A 15,754-nucleotide genomic window follows, 5' to 3' on the forward strand; every position below is an offset into this window, starting at 1 on the left:
GGACCGGGCTCCGATGAACCGGGGCCCGTCGAACCGGGGCTTGCGCAACCGGCGCCGCTGGGTCGGAGTCCGTCGAACCGGGGATCCGCCGAGCCGAGGGTGTCGAGCCGAGGGCGCGTCGAGCGGCGTCGGGTCCGAGCCGGGGGTGCTTCGTCCGGGGGGCGGGTCGCCGCGTACGCCGTTCGTGCCACAGTGCGCCTCGCTGCGCGGTACTGCCCACCGAATATCGGGTATGTGGCCATTAACCCCACGAAACCGGACATGGGTGTACTCGCTGGCCCGGGAAGTGATCGGCGTGATCGACACCGACGGAGAATGCGCCGAGTGGACGTTCCCCGCGGACCCCGGTGCGGTGCGCACCGCCCGTGGTGCCGTCCGCGGCCAGTTGCACGGCTGGGGCCTCGACAGTCTGAGCGACATCGCGGCGCTGCTGGTCAGCGAGCTGGTGACCAACGCCCTGCGGCACGCGACCGGCCCCATCGGCCTCCGTCTGGTCCGCCCCGCAGGACTGGCGGACGTCCTGCTGGTCGAGGTCTCCGACCCGCTGCCGGACCCGCCCCGCGAGCGGGTCGCCCAGCCCGAGGACGAGAGCGGGCGCGGACTGCAGCTCGTGGCCTCCTCCTCGCGCCGCTGGGGCACCCGGCCCGGGAACACCGGCAAGACGGTCTGGTTCGAACTGGCGGTGCCGGGTTGACGGGGCGTCTCGCGGGGATGAGCCGGTGTACAGCGGGGCTCGCGGTGTCGCCCGTTCGGTTCCGGTCTCCGAACGGTCCCGGAAGAGGTGGTTCGACGGCGTGTCCGCTGGTTAGAAGACTGGAAGTGTTGTCGCGGGACGGGCCAAAAAACGCCTGGACCGTGCTGTGATCGTGAACACCGTGTCGTGTGGACCCGTAGTGCTGGATACTGCGGGCAGCCGCCGCCGGTGACCGGTGCCGGACGCGGTGAGCTGGAGGGGACGGTTCGCGTGAGCGAGATACCAGCGAAGGCCACGGAGTCCGAGGACCCGTCGGGCGGCGCGAGGACGAAGGCCGCGGGTGCGCTCGCCGCCGACGCCGCGCACGGCCTCGCCGACGGCCCGGGCGAGGCGGCGACGCCAGGTGACGCCATGTGGCAGAGCAGTCCGCCCGGTTCGATCTACGACTACATCAAGGTCGCCTCGTTCTCGATCGGCCCCGACGGTCTCGTCGACCAGTGGAGCCTGCGCGCCGAGCAGATCTTCGGCATCCCCGCCGACCGGGCCGTCGGCATGGACCCCATCGACGCCTTCATCGACCCCGACCTGCGCGAACGCGGCCAGCGCAAGATGGCCGAGATCCTCGACGGGCGGGAGTGGACCGGCGTGGTGCCGTTCCGGACGCCGGACCCGGTGCCCGGCGGCGGCCGCGGCGAGAAGGGCCTCGCCGAGGTCTACGTCATGCCGACGCGCAGCCTGGACGGCGAGAAGGCCGCCGTGTGCATCGTCGTCGACGTCCGCACGCTCCGCAGCATCGAGACCGACCTCGCCGCCTCGCAGGCCATTTTCGGCCAATCCCCGTTCGGCTTCCTGCTGATCGACCCCGACCTGCGGGTCCGCCGCGCCAACCACCGGTTCGCCTCGATCTTCGGCGGCACCCCCGACGACCACCGCGGCAAGGGCGTCCACGACTACCTGCCCCGGCCCGAGGCCGACCGGGTCAGCGCGACACTGCGCAGGGTCCTGGAGACCGGCGACTCCATCACGGACATGCACGTCACCGGTTTCGTGCCCGGCTCCGACGAACGCCGGCACTGGTCGATCAACCTCTACCGCGTGCACAGCGGCACCGGCAGGCCCATCGGCATCGCCTGGCTCGGCACCGACATCACCGCCCGCCGCGCCGCCGCCCGCGAGGCCGCCGCGGCCCGGCGCAATCTCGCCCTGCTGAACGAGGCGGGGGCCCGCATAGGGAACTCCCTCGACCTGGAGACGACCGCGCGCGAACTCCTCGACGTCGTCGTGCCCGGCTTCTGCGATCTCGCCACCGTGGACCTCTACCAGGGCCTCCTGGCAGGCGACGAGACTCCGCCCGGCCTCGCCGACGGCAGCGCCGAACTGCGCCGGGTCGCCTTCTCCTCCGCCGTCTCCGACGCCCCCTTCCCCGGCGCAGGCGCGCCCGTCGCGGTCGGCGCGGTCCACCACTTCCCCTTCAACTCGCCCTGCGCGGACGCCCTGCGCACCGCCCGCCCGCAGGCCATCCCCGGCGAGGAGGGCGGCCTCGTGCAGTCCACCCTCGCCGTCCCGATGGTCGCCCATGACACCGTCGTCGGCCTCGCACAGTTCTCCCGGACGAAAGGCAGCGAGCCGTTCGGCGACCGGGACCGCGATCTGGCCGTGGAGCTGGCGGCGCGGGCGGCGGTCTGTATCGACAACGCGCGCCTGTACCGGCGGGAGCACGAACGGGCGCTGATACTGCAACGGTCGCTGCTGCCGCCCGGGGACCCGGTGGCCTCGGGCCTGGACATCGCCTGCCGCTATCTGCCGGGCAACGCCTCCACCGGCCGTCCGAGCGAGGTCGGCGGCGACTGGTTCGACGTCATCGAACTGCCCGGCCACCGCACGGCGCTGGTGGTGGGCGACGTCATGGGCCGCGGCCTGCGGGCGGCGGTCGCGATGGGCGAACTGCGCACGGCCGTCCGGACGCTGGCGCTGCTGGACCTGGAACCGGCCGAGGTCCTCTCCGCGCTGGACGAGATCGCGCGCGGCCTCGGCACCCCCGGAGGCGTCCAGCAGGCCACCCGGGCCGCCCGTCGGCCCCGCGAGGCCGACCTGTCCGAGGTGTACCTGGCCACCTGCGTGTACGCGGTCTACGACTCGGTGACCCGGCGCTGCACGTTCGCCAACGCGGGCCATCTGCCCCCGGTGCTCGTCGAACCCGGTGAGCCGGCGCTGATGCTCGACGTGCCGCCCGGCCTTCCGCTCGGCGTCGGCGGCGAGCCCTTCGAGGAGGTGGAGGTCGATCTCCCCGAAGGCGCCCTGCTGGCGCTCTACACGGACGGACTGGTCGAGTCGCGCGACCATCCGCTGGACGAGGGACTCAACGCGTTCGTCGGAGCCCTCACCGACCCCTCCAGCCCGCTGGAGGACGTCTGCGACCACGTCCTCAACACCCTCGACTCGCACCACGGCGAGGACGACATCGCGCTGCTGATGGCACGCGTGCAGGGCCTGCCCGTCGACTCGGTCGGCGACTGGACCCTCCCGCGCGAGCCGCGCAGCGTGGGCCGGGCCCGGGAGCACGCCCGCGGCCAGCTGCTGGCCTGGGACCTCGAACCCCTCGTCGACACGACGGAACTGCTGGTCAGCGAGCTGGTCACCAACGCCCTGCGGTACGGCGAGGGCGAGATCCGGCTCCGGCTGCTCCTCGACCGCACCCTGGTGTGCGAGGTCTGGGACGCGGGCCTCGTCCAGCCGCGCCGCCGCCGCGCCCGGGACACCGACGAGGGCGGCCGCGGTCTCCAGCTCGTGGGCCTGCTGTCGGCGGCCTGGGGCTCGCGCCGCACTCCGCGCGGCAAGACGGTGTGGTTCGAACTTCCGCTGCCGGACGGCGAGACGGGCCTGGCGGACCCGGCGGAGGCGTTGCTGAGCCTGTTCTGACCCTCTTCCGGACCGGCTCTGGGCCTGTTCTGGACCCTCTCCGGCGGGCCGTCGCGCCGGTCACTCGTGGTCACTCGGGGCCGCGCCGCGCCTGGGCGGGCCGTGCCGTGCCGGGCCGGCGAAGCCCGCGGGCGTCCCGTCCTCGGGCTCCTCGGCAAGGACGATGCCGCCGAGCACGGCCCCGCCGGTGCCGGCCGTCTCCGCGCCGCCGACGGCACCCACGTACGGGTTCCCGTGCGCGCGTACGTCGCGCTCGGCCAGCTCCCGGGCCTCCAGGGCGAGGAGGTCGGCGGGCGGACGGTCCGCCGGGTCGCCCGTGGCGAGGAGCCGTTCCGCCTCCGCCAGCCGGGTGCGCGCGGTGGCGCCGACCGCGCCCCGGTGCGTCGCGACGAAGTCGGCCGCGGCGGCGGTGGCGGTGCGGGCGGTGATCAGCGCGGCGGCCGGCAGCACCCCGGCCCGCCCCGAGGTGACCGGCGCGGTCGCCCGCACGATCCGACGCAGCACCCCGACCGGGTCCCCGGGCTGACCGCCGGTCAGCTCCTGCCGCACGGAGTCGAGCACGGCGTCGACGTGCAGCAGCCGGACCTCGAACCCGCCCGGGGTCGTCCCGGCGGCACCGGACGGCGCGCTCGCGTCGGGGCGGGGATCGGCCGGGCGTGGGGTCGCCGGTCCTGGGGTCGGCCGCTGTCGCGCCGACGGGTCCGCCTGACGTCTGGCCCAGGCAAGCTCCGCCTCAGCGCCCGTGAGGGCGGCCGGCACGGTCTGCTCGGCCGACCGCAGCTCCGCGGCCAGCCGGTCGACACCGTCGACGAAGACGGCCGCCTGGGCGACCGCGCCCTCGGCGGCACGCAGCTGCCGGGCCGCCCGCTCCGGTCGCCCCGAATCGGCGGACTGGCGGGCCTGGTTCAGCCGGACGGTGGCGAACAGGAGTCGGTCCTTGGCCTGTTCGACACTCCCGGTGACGGAGGCGCTTGCCGTGGGCGCGTACCGGTCCCGGAGGCCGGCGAGCACCGCTTCCGAGGCCCCCGTACGCCCCGCCAGCTCCCGGAACCGGCCCTCGGCGACCCGCAACGCCTCATCCAGCCCCTGTTCCAGGCCGCGTAGCCGTCCGAACTCTCCGGCCACGGAGTCCAGCCGCCGTCCGGCCTCCGCACAGCGTCCGACGATCCCGGCGAGCGCGTGCTCCCGGGCCGCCTCCTCCGCCGGCACGCCCTCGTCGTACCGCTGCCGCATCCGGAACGCGGCGGCGAGCTCGGTCTCCGCCTCGCGGACGGCCCGGCGGAAGGTCTCCAGGTCCTCCGCCGGGCACAGCGCCCCGGCGAAGCCGAGCTCGGTGCGTGCCGCCCGGACCCGGTTGTCGGCCTCGACCAGCGCCGCGCAGGCCTGCTCGTCGAGCGCGGCGAGGGGCGGCGACGACCTCGGCGGCGGTGGGCTGCCGGCCCCGCCGGGAGTCGTCCGGACGCGGATACGCCGGACGCGTCGTAGGTACCCGTATCCGGCGATCGCCCCGGCCGCGCCGACCGCCACGAGCGGCAGCACCAGATCGACGGTGGACCTCTCGTCGTCCTCGGCCGCGGCGGCGCTCGCGCCGGGCGCCGGGTTCTTGATCGCAACCGGAGCGTCGCCACCCGACGTCATCCCTGGCAACACCAGCCACATGACCCCGACCGCACCGCCCAGCACGGCATGCGCCACCCGCACGGATATGTGCGACTCGGCCCGCCGTGGCCGGCCCCGGTGCATGGAAGAGGTCACATTTGGGAGCGTATGGCCGCGATTACGGCCACGCGACCGGGATGCACCCGACACGGGGGCGTTGGGGCGGAACGACACGCGAGGGGGAACCGCGATGGAACGGCCAACGGGTCGGACGAAGACGGAGACGGACGTGAACGGGGTGCCGGTGGCGGATCCGCGGTCGGGGACGGACAGGAACGGGGTACCGGAGGCCGAACCGCAGCCGGAGAAGGGCGCGCGGGAGGAGTCGGAGACCGACCCGAAGCCGGGGACGGACGTCAACGGGGTGCCGGAGGCAGAGCCGCAGTCGGGGACGGTCGAGGCGCCGGTGGGGCCCCTCGCGGCGGACGACGAAAGTGCCGCGGGCGGTGGCGGAGGTACGGGCGGCGCCGGCGGTGCCGAGGGGAACGGGACCGGCGACGGTCCCGGAGCCGAGACGCCCCGTCGGCGCGGGCGTCGCGGACGGCTGGTGCGTCGCAGCGTCCTCGCCCTGGTCCTGCTCCTGATCGTCCCGGTCCTCGCCGCCGAGACGGCCCTGCGCGTGAACTACCTCGGCGACCCGGCCGACGGCACGTACACCCGCGGCAAGGACGCCATCTGGCTGGGCCACGCCTGGGTCGACGGCCGCAAGACCGACGCCGACGTCGAGGCGCTGGCCGACCGGCTCGGGAAGACCGGTATCCGCGACCTGTACGTCCACGCCGGCCCCCTGGAGCACAACGGCACCCTCCCCGCGTCGGCGTACGCGGGCGCGCGTCGGTTCATAGCCGCCGTCCACCGAGAGGCACCGAAGCTCCGCGTCCAGGCCTGGCTCGGCGACGTCCTCGCCAGCGAGAGCCCGAACGGCATGCGGCTGGAGCGGGCCGAGACCCGCGCCGCGGTCGTGCGGTCCACCCGCGAGATCCTCGCCGCCGGCTTCCAGGGCGCCCACTTCGATCTCGAACCGCTGCACTCCGGCGACGGCGACTACCTCGGCCTCCTGGACGACCTGCGGGCTGTCACCAAGGCCCGGAACGCGCAACTCTCCGTCGCCGCCCACCAGATCGATCCGGTTCCCGGATTCCACTCCTTCTGGGGCACGACCACCGGTCACCCCAAGTGGTGGTCGCAGAAGTTCTTCGGCCAGGTCGCCCGCCGCGTCGACCAGATCGCCGTGATGTCGTACGACACCATGCAGCCGCTGGAGAGCACGTACGGCGGTTACGTCGCCCAGCAGACCTCGCTCGCCCTGGAGGTCACCCCGGCCTCCACCGACCTCCTGATGGGCCTGCCCTTCTACCACGAGAACCGGTTCGGCCACTGGAATCACGCGGAGACCGTCGCCGCCGCCGTCCGGGGCGTCCGGCTGGGACTGTCCCGTACGGACGCCGACCGTGCGAACTTCGGCGTCGCGGCGTACGTGGACTTCGCGGCCACCGAACAGGACTGGACGTCGTACGAGAAGGGCTGGGTCCGGTAGTCCGGTAGTCCGGTAGTCCGACAGATCCGGCGGACCCCTCCCGTCGCCGCGGCCCGGGTGGGATCATGAGCGCATGCTGCACTGGAGTCTGGTGGTCACTGCCGTCGTCTGCGTGACGGTCATGGCGATGGCCGGCGTCGCGGCCGTGACGCGGGAGTGGGTGCCGCCTTTCGGCCGCAGGCGGGTGCAGCGGCCGAGGCTGTGGGGCACCGGTGTGCTGATGAGCGCCCTGGGCCTGAGCCTCTTCATGTTCCTGGGCCCGCTGGCCTCCGGCGACCTGGCGGTGAACTTCTACGTCCCGCTCGCCGGAATGGCCGTCAACTTCGGCGGGCTCGCCCTCCAGACGCTCGCCCAGCGTCCCGGACACGCGCCCCGGCTGCCCCCGACGCCTACGACGACCGCCTCCTGATCTTCGAACCCAGCCAGACCAGCGGGTCGTACTTGCGGTCGACCGCGCGTTCCTTCAGGGGGATCAGCGCGTTGTCCGTGATCTTGATGCCCTCGGGGCAGACCTCCGTGCAGCACTTGGTGATGTTGCAGTAGCCGAGGCCGTGTGCGTCCTGGGCCGTGCGCGCACGGTCCAGGCCGCTCTCCTCGGCCGCGTCCAACGGGTGCATGTCCAGTTCGGCGACCCGCATGAGGAAGCGCGGGCCCGCGAACGCCGTCTTGTTCTCCTCGTGGTCACGGACGACATGGCAGGTGTCCTGGCACAGGAAGCACTCGATGCACTTGCGGAACTCCTGCGAACGGTCCACGTCCTCCTGGAACATCCGGTACTCGCCCGGGCCGACCCCCTCGGGCGGCACGAAGGCCGGAACCTCCCTCGCCTTCAGGTAGTTGAAGCCGACGTCGGTGACGAGATCGCGGATCACCGGGAAGGCGCGCAGGGGCGTGACGGTGATGGTCTCCTCGCGGTCGAACACCGACATGCGGGTCATGCACAGCAGCCGGGGCCGCCCGTTGATCTCCGCGGAGCACGAACCGCACTTGCCCGCCTTGCAGTTCCAGCGGACGGCGAGATCGGGCGCCTGGGTGGACTGGAGGCGGTGGATGATGTCCAGGACCACCTCGCCGTCGTTGACCTCGACCTCGAAGTCCTTCAGGCCGCCGCCCTCGATGTCGCCCCGCCACACCCGGAAGCGGGCCTCGTAGCTGCTCACTCGTAAAGCTCCTCTTCGGTGAGGTACTTGACCAGCTCCTCTTTCTCGAAGAGGGCGAGCAGGTCGGGGCGGATGGGTTCGGTGGTCTCGCGGGTGAGGGCGATCCGGCCGCGGACGGGGTCCGTCGCCGCCGGGCCGTCGACGGGGTCGACGGGCGCGCACAGCAGGTTGACGTTGCGCCACGCGCGGTCCATCGTCGGGTGGTCCTCGCGGGTGTGCCCGCCGCGCGACTCGGTGCGTTCCAGCGCCGCCCGGGCCACGCACTCGCTGACCAGCAGCATGTTCCGCAGGTCGAGCGCCAGGTGCCAGCCGGGATTGAACTGCCGGTGTCCCTCGACCCCGGCCCGCCACGCCCGTACCCGCAGCTCGGCCAGTTTCTCCAGGGCGTGTTCCATCTCGCCCTCGCGGCGGATGATGCCGACCAGGTCGTTCATGGTCTGCTGGAGTTCCTGGTGGAGGGTGTACGGGTTCTCCGGCGCGTGGTCCGCCCGGTCCCCGGGGCCCTCCGCGGAGAACGGCCGCAGCGCCTCCGCGGCCGCCGCGTCGACCTGCTCGTCCTCCACCGCCGGGCGTTCCGCACCGGCCCCCGCGGTGTACTGCGCCGCGTGCAGTCCTGCCCGGCGGCCGAACACCAGCAGGTCGGAGAGGGAGTTGCCGCCGAGCCGGTTGGAGCCGTGCATCCCGCCGGCCACCTCGCCGGCCGCGAACAGCCCGGGCACCCCGCGGGCGGCCGCCGTGTCGGAGTCGACCGCGATGCCGCCCATCACGTAGTGACAGGTCGGTCCGACCTCCATGGCCTCCGCCGTGATGTCGACGTCGGCCAGCTCCTTGAACTGGTGGTACATGGAGGGCAGCCGGCGCCTGATGACCTCGGCGGGCATCCGCGTCGACACGTCCAGGAAGACCCCGCCGTGCGGGGAGCCGCGGCCCGCCTTGACCTCCGAGTTGATCGCGCGGGCCACCTCGTCACGCGGGAGCAGCTCCGGCGGGCGCCGGTTGTGGTCCGGGTCCTCGTACCAGCGGTCGCCCTCCTCCTCCGACTCGGCGTACTTCTCCTTGAAGACGTCCGGGACGTAGTCGAACATGAACCGCTTGCCCTCGGAGTTCCTGAGCACCCCTCCGTCGCCGCGCACCGACTCGGTGACGAGGATGCCCTTCACCGACGGCGGCCAGACCATGCCCGTCGGGTGGAACTGCACGAACTCCATGTTGAGCAGCGGCGCACCGGCGAGCAGGGCCAGCGCGTGGCCGTCGCCCGTGTACTCCCACGAGTTCGACGTCACCTTGAAGGACTTGCCGATGCCGCCCGTCGCGATCACCACGGCGGGTGCCTGGAGGACGAAGAACCGGCCGGTCTCGCGCTCGTAGGCGAAGACCCCGCTCACCCGGGAGCCGTCCTTGAGGACCCGGGTGACCGTGCACTCCTGGAAGACCTTCAGCCGGGACTCGTAGTCGCCGGTCTCGCGGTGGTCCTCCTGCTGGAGCGAGACGATCTTCTGCTGGAGTGTGCGGATCAGCTCCAGGCCCGTGCGGTCGCCGACGTGCGCGAGGCGCGGGTACTCGTGGCCGCCGAAGTTGCGCTGGGAGATCCGGCCGTCCTTGGTGCGGTCGAAGAGGGCGCCCCAGGTCTCCAGCTCCCACACCCGGTCCGGGGCCTCCTGGGCGTGCAGCTCGGCCATCCGCCACTGGTTGAGGAACTTGCCGCCGCGCAGGGTGTCGCGGAAGTGGACCTGCCAGTTGTCGTGCTCGTTGGCGTTGGCCATCGCCGCCGCGATGCCGCCCTCGGCCATCACCGTGTGCGCCTTGCCGAACAGCGACTTGCAGATGACGGCGGTGCGGGCGCCGCGTTCGCGCGCCTCGATGGCGGCACGCAGTCCGGCGCCTCCCGCGCCGACCACGACGACGTCCCACTCCTGGCGGTCGACCACGGACATCAGCAGGCCCCACTCATCTAGAAAAACCTCGGATCGTCGAAGGCGCCGGACGCGACGAGATACACGTAGAGGTCGGCGAGCGACACGCTCACCAGCGACACCCATGCCAGCAGCATGTGATGGGCGTTCAGCCTCCCCACGAACCGCCAGGCCCGGTAGCGCACGGGGTGTCGGGAGAAGTGCTTCAGCTGCCCGCCGACGATGTGCCGGCAGGAGTGGCAGGAGATCGTGTACGCCCAGATCAGCACGATGTTGACCAGGAAGACCAGGGTTCCGAGGCCCATGTGACCCCACGCGTAGTGCTCGTCGCGGAAGGCGAGCGCGGTGTCGTACGTCAGGATCCCGGCGACGACGATCGCGGCGTAGAAGAAGTACCGGTGGACGTTCTGGAGGATCAGCGGGAAGCGGGTCTCGCCGGTGTACTTCTTGTGGGGCTCGGCCACCGCGCAGGCGGGCGGCGACGCCCAGAAGCCGCGGTAGTACGCCTTGCGGTAGTAGTAGCAGGTCAGGCGGAAGCCCAGCGGGAAGATCAGGATGAGGATCGCGGGGGACAGGCTCCACCAGCTGCCGAACAGGTCCCAGTTGGGGCCGGACCGCATGGTCTGGCAGTTCTCCGCCAGGCACGGGGAGAAGAGCGGGGAGACGTACGGCGCCGCGTAGTAGTCCGCGTTCGCGAAGGCCCGCCAGGTCGAGTAGACGACGAACGCCAGCAGGCCGGCGGCGGTCGCCGCGGGGGCCAGCCACCAGCGGTCGGTCCGCAGATGGGGAGCGGCGATCGCGGCGCGTCCTGCGCTGCGTACGCCGCTCGGGGGACGATGGTCCGTGGGTGATGGTTCCGTACCAGTGGCCAACTCAGGACTCCGGTCGGGTCAGGGGGCGTGCCGGGTCAGGGGGCGTGCCGGCCCCGGGCGCCGAGTCCCTCGTCGTCCGTGTCGATCCACAGGGAGTCGTCGTACGGGGTGTCGGGGATGGCGACGAGCTCGGGCCTGCGCGACGAGCCGGGCTGGGAGACGGCCTCGCGCAGCAGCGCGACGCTCTCCCTCAGATGGTCTGCGTCGGCACGGACCCGGCGCATTTCCAGGCCGGTGCTGCCGAGCTGTTGCTCCAGGCGGCCGACGGACCGGGAGAGGTCGTCGAGGCAGCGCTGGGCGGCTGTCAGGTCGTCGTGCACGGACATGAGCAGTCCTCGCTTCCGTGTGGGCCGGGCCCTGGACGGCAACGTTCATGCGCCTGAGAGTGTTGCGCGTCACACCGGTCGATGTGAAGGCGTGTGCAGCGATTGGCGGGTGCGTTGCTCCGCACGAGTGGCCTTGGCAGGCCCTGCCGCCGTGTCGCCCACGGCAGGCGAACCCTTTCCTCTTCAGTGAGCTGTAGATCTGATCAACTCCAAAATACCGCCAAACGTGATCAAAACGCACCCGCGTCGACGTATGCGCGTCCATGTATGTCGGGGTGTCGGGTCACCGGCGGCAGCGGCTCACCGGAGGTACCAGAGATGTCCCACGACGGCGTCGGCCCGCGCGCGGTGATGCGCTCGGTCGCCTTCCTCACCGCGGGCGCGCTCGCGGTGCCCCTGCTGTCCGGCTGCGGCTCCGCGGACGAGGCAGGCAAGCCCCTGGCCCGCCAGGACATCGCCCCGGCCGGCCGTGCCCAGGTTGCCGAGGGCGGCACACTGCGGTGGGCCGTGGACACGGTTCCGGAGACCTTCAACACCTTCCAGTCGGACGCCGACGCGACGACCACGCGGGTCGCCCAGGCCGTCCTGCCCTCGATGTACCGGCTCGACGCGACCGGGCGCCCGCAGCGCGACTCCGACTACCTGGAGTCCGCGAAGGTCGTCGACACCGAGCCCAAGCAGGTCGTCCTGTACAAGCTGAACCAGCAGGCCGTCTGGAGCGACGGCCGGGAGATCGGCGCCGCCGACTTCGCCGCCCAGTGGCGGGCCCTGTCGGGCAAGGACAGTGCCTACTGGACAGCCCGCAACGCCGGCTACGAGCGCATCGAGAAGATCGAGCGCGGGGAGAACGACCTGGAGGTCCGGGTCACCTTCAAGCGGACCTACGCCGACTGGCGGTCGCTGTTCTCCCCGCTGTACCCGAAGGACGTCATGGGCACGCCCGACGCGTTCAACGACGGGGCGCGCCGCAAGCTGAAGGTGACCGCCGGGCCGTTCGTGGTGAAGAAGGTCGACCGCAAGAACGACCAGGTCCGGCTCACCCGCAACACCCGCTGGTGGGGCCGGCCGGCCAAGCTCTCCGAGATCGTGCTGACGGCCGTCCCGAGGAACGAGCGGGTGTCCGCGCTGGCCGCCGGGAAGATCGACCTGGCCGAGATCGACCCGGCCGCCGCACAGCGCGTCGACGGCGCCGTGAACGGCACGGCCGGACCGCTCGCCGGTCCCGGCGCCGGGCGCACGGCCGCGAAGGCGCTGCGTTCCTGGGCGCTCGCCCACGGTTCGGACGAGGACACGGCCGAGGACGAGGTCGAGGCCCGCACCGAGCTGCGCAAGGCGATCGCGAAGTGGGAAGAGCAGCAGAAGGCGCTGCGCGACTTCGAGGTGCGCAGATCGCTGGAGCCGGCGTACACGCAGCTGGCGCTGAACGGCGCGGACGGGCTGCTGGCGGACGAGCGGGTGCGGCGGGCCGTCGCCCGGGCGCTGGACCGCAAGGAACTGGCCAAGGTGGTGCTGAAGCCGCTCGGTCTGCCCGCGGATCCGGTCGGCAGCCATCTGGCCCTGGCCGGGCAGGACGCGTACGCGGACAACAGCGGGGCGCTGGGCGGCCAGGACACCGCCGAGGCGCAGGCGCTGCTCGCGGACGCCGGATGGGTGCCCGGAGGCCCGGTCGAGAAGCAGGAGAAGAGCGAGAAGGCGGCCGGCTCGGAGGGGAAGAAGGCGGGCGGGTCACAGGGGAAGCGGAGCGACTCCGACGACGACTCCGCGGACGGCGACGGCACGTACGTCGTCGGTGGGGACGACAAGGGGCGCAACGCGCGCAGGAGCGACGACGGCCCCCGGCAGCTCGCCCAGGACGGCAAGCAGTTCAAGCAGGTGCACGGCGGCGCCCCCGGCGCCTACGCCCCGAAGGGCACCGCCGCGCCGGCCGCCGCCCCGGCCAAGGCGCTGGCCAAGGACGGCAAGGCCCTCAGCCTGCGGTTCGTGCTGCCGTCCGGGCCGGGGTCGGAGCCGCTGGCGGCGGTCGCCGCGCGGATCACGAGGATGCTGGCGAAGGTCGGCATCGGCACGGACATCACCAAGGTCTCGGACGAGAGCTACTTCAAGGACCACATCGCCTCCGGCCAGTACGACCTCGCCCTGTACTCCTGGCCCGGGTCCGCCTTCCCCGCCACCGACGCCCGGCCGATCTACGCCAAGCCGGTGCCGGCCGCCGACGGCTCGCTGAGCGTCGAGCAGAACTACACCCGGGTCGGCACCGACCAGGTCGATCAGTTGTTCGAACAGGCGGTCTCGACCCTGGACGAGGGCGAGAAGCGGTCCCTGATCCGCAAGGCCGACTCCCGCATCTGGGCGGCTGCCGGATCGATTCCTCTCTATCAGCGCCCCCAGCTCACCGCGGTGCGGAAGAGCGTGGTCAACGCCGGTGCCTTCGGCTTCCAGACCCCCGTCTACGAGGACATGGGTTTCCTGAAGAAGGGCGCGAAGAAGGGGGCGAAAGCCTCCGCGAGCCCCTCCGTGAAGTGAGCGCGAAGTGAGCCGAGTGGCCCTGCGGGGGCCGTCCCCCGCCGGGCCACGTACCATGGGGTGAGGCCGTGGCGTGTCAAGCCCGGCAGGGCCCGCGTAACACAGACGTACGCAGCAGGGTCGCCCTCACACTCCGGGAGAACGCCGCTTTATGGCCACGCGCCACGACATTCGCAACGTAGCCATCGTCGCCCACGTCGACCACGGCAAGACGACTCTGGTCGACGCCATGCTCAAGCAGGCCGGCGCCTTCGCCGCGCACGCCGCAGAGTCGCTCGACGACCGCATGATGGACTCGAACGACCTGGAGCGTGAGAAGGGCATCACGATCCTCGCCAAGAACACGGCGGTGAAGTACCACCCCAAGGACGGGGGGGACGTCATCACCATCAACATCATCGACACCCCCGGTCACGCCGACTTCGGCGGCGAGGTGGAGCGCGGCCTGTCGATGGTCGACGCCGTCGTGCTGCTGGTGGACGCCTCCGAGGGCCCGCTGCCGCAGACCCGCTTCGTGCTGCGCAAGGCGCTCCAGCAGCGTCTGCCCGTCATCCTGTGCATCAACAAGACCGACCGGGCGGACTCCCGGATCGACGAGGTCGTCAACGAGACCTACGACCTCTTCCTGGACCTGGACGCCGACGAGGACCAGATCGAGTTCCCGATCGTCTACGCGTGTGCGCGTGACGGTGTCGCCTCGCTGACCAAGCCGGAGGACGGCACGGTCCCGCAGGACAGCGACAGCCTGGAGCCGTTCTTCTCCACGATCCTGTCCCACGTCCCGGCCCCGGAGTACGACGAGGCGGCTCCGCTCCAGGCGCACGTCACCAACCTGGACGCCGACAACTTCCTCGGCCGTATCGCGCTGCTGCGCGTCGAGCAGGGCGAGCTGCGCAAGGGCCAGACCGTCACGTGGATCAAGCGCGACGGCACCCTTTCCAACGTGCGCATCACCGAGCTGCTGATGACCGAGGCGCTCACCCGCAAGCCGGCCGAGATGGCGGGCCCCGGTGACATCTGTGCCGTGGCCGGTATCCCGGACATCATGATCGGTGAGACCCTCGCCGACCCCGAGAACCCGATCGCGCTCCCGCTGATCACGGTCGACGAGCCGGCGATCTCCATGACCATCGGCACGAACACCTCGCCGCTGGTCGGCCGCGGCGGCACCGGCAAGGGTGCCTCGGCCAAGGCCGCGGTCAAGGACCGCAAGGTCACCGCCCGTCAGGTCAAGGACCGCCTGGACCGCGAGCTGGTCGGTAACGTCTCGCTCCGCGTCCTGGACACCGAGCGTCCCGACGCCTGGGAGGTGCAGGGCCGCGGCGAGCTGGCGCTGGCCATCCTGGTCGAGCAGATGCGCCGTGAGGGCTTCGAGCTGACCATCGGCAAGCCTCAGGTGGTCACCCAGGAGATCGACGGCAAGGTCCACGAGCCGGTCGAGCGCATGACGATCGACGTCCCCGAGGAGCACATGGGCGCGGTCACGCAGCTCATGGGCGTCCGCAAGGGCCGGATGGACAACATGTCCAACCACGGTTCGGGCTGGGTCCGCCTGGAGTTCGTCGTCCCCTCCCGCGGCCTCATCGGCTTCCGGACCGAGTTCCTGACCGGCACGCGCGGCACGGGCATCGCCCACTCCATCCACGAGGGCCACGAGCCGTGGTTCGGCACGCTGACGACCCGTAACAACGGTTCGCTGGTCGCCGACCGCGCGGGTGCCGTCACCGCGTTCGCGATGACGAACCTCCAGGAGCGCGGTGTGCTGTTCACCGACCCCGGCACCGAGGTGTACGAGGGCATGATCGTCGGCGAGAACTCTCGCGCCGACGACATGGACGTGAACATCACCAAGGAGAAGAAGCTCACCAACATGCGCTCCGCCGCGGCCGACTCGTTCGAGGCGATCGTGCCGCCGCGCAAGCTGTCGCTCGAGCAGTCGCTGGAGTTCTGCCGTGACGACGAGTGCGTCGAGGTGACCCCGGAGGCGGTTCGCATCCGCAAGGTCGTGCTCGACCAGCGTGACCGCGCCCGCACCGCGAGCCGCGCCAAGCACGGCTGATCCGCGGGTAGTTCACCGCCGCAGCACACTCGGAAGCCCGGGTGTCCCCATCGTGGGGGCACCCGGGCTTTCTGCAACCCGTTTTTCGGAGC

At 71.9% G+C, this 15,754-nt stretch carries 11 protein-coding genes; 6 read left to right on the forward strand and 5 right to left on the reverse strand.

Annotated elements, in window-relative coordinates; genetic code table 11:
* Positions 1-265 precede the first annotated feature (265 nt).
* Both OG736_RS28380 and OG736_RS28385 read left to right on the forward strand, forming a co-directional pair.
* Complete coding sequence (locus tag OG736_RS28380; RefSeq protein ID WP_020127972.1) at positions 266-694, forward strand: ATP-binding protein; 429 nt, start codon at positions 266-268, stop codon at positions 692-694.
* A gap of 270 nt (positions 695-964) precedes the next feature.
* Entirely contained in the window at positions 965-3,613 is a 2,649-nt protein-coding gene (locus OG736_RS28385) for a SpoIIE family protein phosphatase (RefSeq protein ID WP_327184919.1), read from the forward strand.
* Between the two features lie 60 nt (positions 3,614-3,673).
* Here the strand turns inward: OG736_RS28385 and OG736_RS28390 are convergent, their stop codons facing one another.
* Complete coding sequence (locus OG736_RS28390; RefSeq protein WP_327184920.1) at positions 3,674-5,368, reverse strand: hypothetical protein; 1,695 nt, start codon at positions 5,366-5,368, stop codon at positions 3,674-3,676.
* A gap of 94 nt (positions 5,369-5,462) precedes the next feature.
* Between OG736_RS28390 and OG736_RS28395 the strand changes: the two genes are divergently transcribed.
* Entirely contained in the window at positions 5,463-6,809 is a 1,347-nt protein-coding gene (locus OG736_RS28395) for a glycoside hydrolase family 18 protein (RefSeq protein WP_442817086.1), read from the forward strand.
* 73 nt (positions 6,810-6,882) lie between these two features.
* A complete protein-coding gene (locus OG736_RS28400; protein ID WP_327184921.1) occupies positions 6,883-7,218 on the forward strand; it encodes a hypothetical protein in 336 nt (111 codons plus the stop codon).
* Here the strand turns inward: OG736_RS28400 and OG736_RS28405 are convergent.
* The 4 genes from OG736_RS28405 to OG736_RS28420 are packed head-to-tail and all read right to left on the reverse strand — an operon-like array spanning position 7,199 to position 11,080.
* Positions 7,199-7,969, reverse strand: coding sequence for a succinate dehydrogenase/fumarate reductase iron-sulfur subunit (locus OG736_RS28405; RefSeq protein WP_327184922.1), 771 nt, complete (start codon positions 7,967-7,969; stop codon positions 7,199-7,201). The genes OG736_RS28400 and OG736_RS28405 overlap by 20 nt on opposite strands.
* On the reverse strand, positions 7,966-9,903 hold the full coding sequence (locus OG736_RS28410; RefSeq protein WP_327184924.1) for a fumarate reductase/succinate dehydrogenase flavoprotein subunit: 1,938 nt from the start codon (positions 9,901-9,903) through the stop codon (positions 7,966-7,968). The genes OG736_RS28405 and OG736_RS28410 overlap by 4 nt, the downstream gene beginning before the upstream one ends.
* A 17-nt stretch (positions 9,904-9,920) precedes the next feature.
* The gene (locus tag OG736_RS28415) at positions 9,921-10,754 is read right to left on the reverse strand and encodes a succinate dehydrogenase subunit SdhC (protein WP_327184925.1); all 834 of its coding nucleotides are present in this window, start codon (positions 10,752-10,754) and stop codon (positions 9,921-9,923) included.
* A gap of 35 nt (positions 10,755-10,789) precedes the next feature.
* Complete coding sequence (locus OG736_RS28420; protein ID WP_327184926.1) at positions 10,790-11,080, reverse strand: Rv0250c family protein; 291 nt, start codon at positions 11,078-11,080, stop codon at positions 10,790-10,792.
* 318 nt (positions 11,081-11,398) lie between these two features.
* Between OG736_RS28420 and OG736_RS28425 the strand changes: the two genes are divergently transcribed.
* Positions 11,399-13,603, forward strand: a complete 2,205-nt coding sequence (locus OG736_RS28425) for an ABC transporter family substrate-binding protein (protein WP_327184927.1) — start codon at positions 11,399-11,401, stop codon at positions 13,601-13,603.
* 151 nt (positions 13,604-13,754) lie between these two features.
* Complete coding sequence (gene typA / locus OG736_RS28430) at positions 13,755-15,662, forward strand: translational GTPase TypA (RefSeq protein WP_020127962.1); 1,908 nt, start codon at positions 13,755-13,757, stop codon at positions 15,660-15,662.
* Positions 15,663-15,754 lie beyond the last annotated feature (92 nt).

Source organism: Streptomyces sp. NBC_01334, from assembly GCF_035983595.1.
GTDB lineage: Bacteria > Actinomycetota > Actinomycetes > Streptomycetales > Streptomycetaceae > Streptomyces > Streptomyces coriariae.

Coding starts and splice junctions, on each gene's coding strand:
- OG736_RS28395 (WP_442817086.1), top strand. CDS start 5,463: ATGGAACGGCCAACGGGTCGGACGAAGACGGAGACGGACGTGAACGGG.
- OG736_RS28400 (WP_327184921.1), top strand. CDS start 6,883: ATGCTGCACTGGAGTCTGGTGGTCACTGCCGTCGTCTGCGTGACGGTC.
- OG736_RS28410 (WP_327184924.1), bottom strand. CDS start 9,903: ATGTCCGTGGTCGACCGCCAGGAGTGGGACGTCGTCGTGGTCGGCGCG.
- OG736_RS28420 (WP_327184926.1), bottom strand. CDS start 11,080: ATGTCCGTGCACGACGACCTGACAGCCGCCCAGCGCTGCCTCGACGAC.
- OG736_RS28425 (WP_327184927.1), top strand. CDS start 11,399: ATGTCCCACGACGGCGTCGGCCCGCGCGCGGTGATGCGCTCGGTCGCC.
- typA (WP_020127962.1), top strand. CDS start 13,755: ATGGCCACGCGCCACGACATTCGCAACGTAGCCATCGTCGCCCACGTC.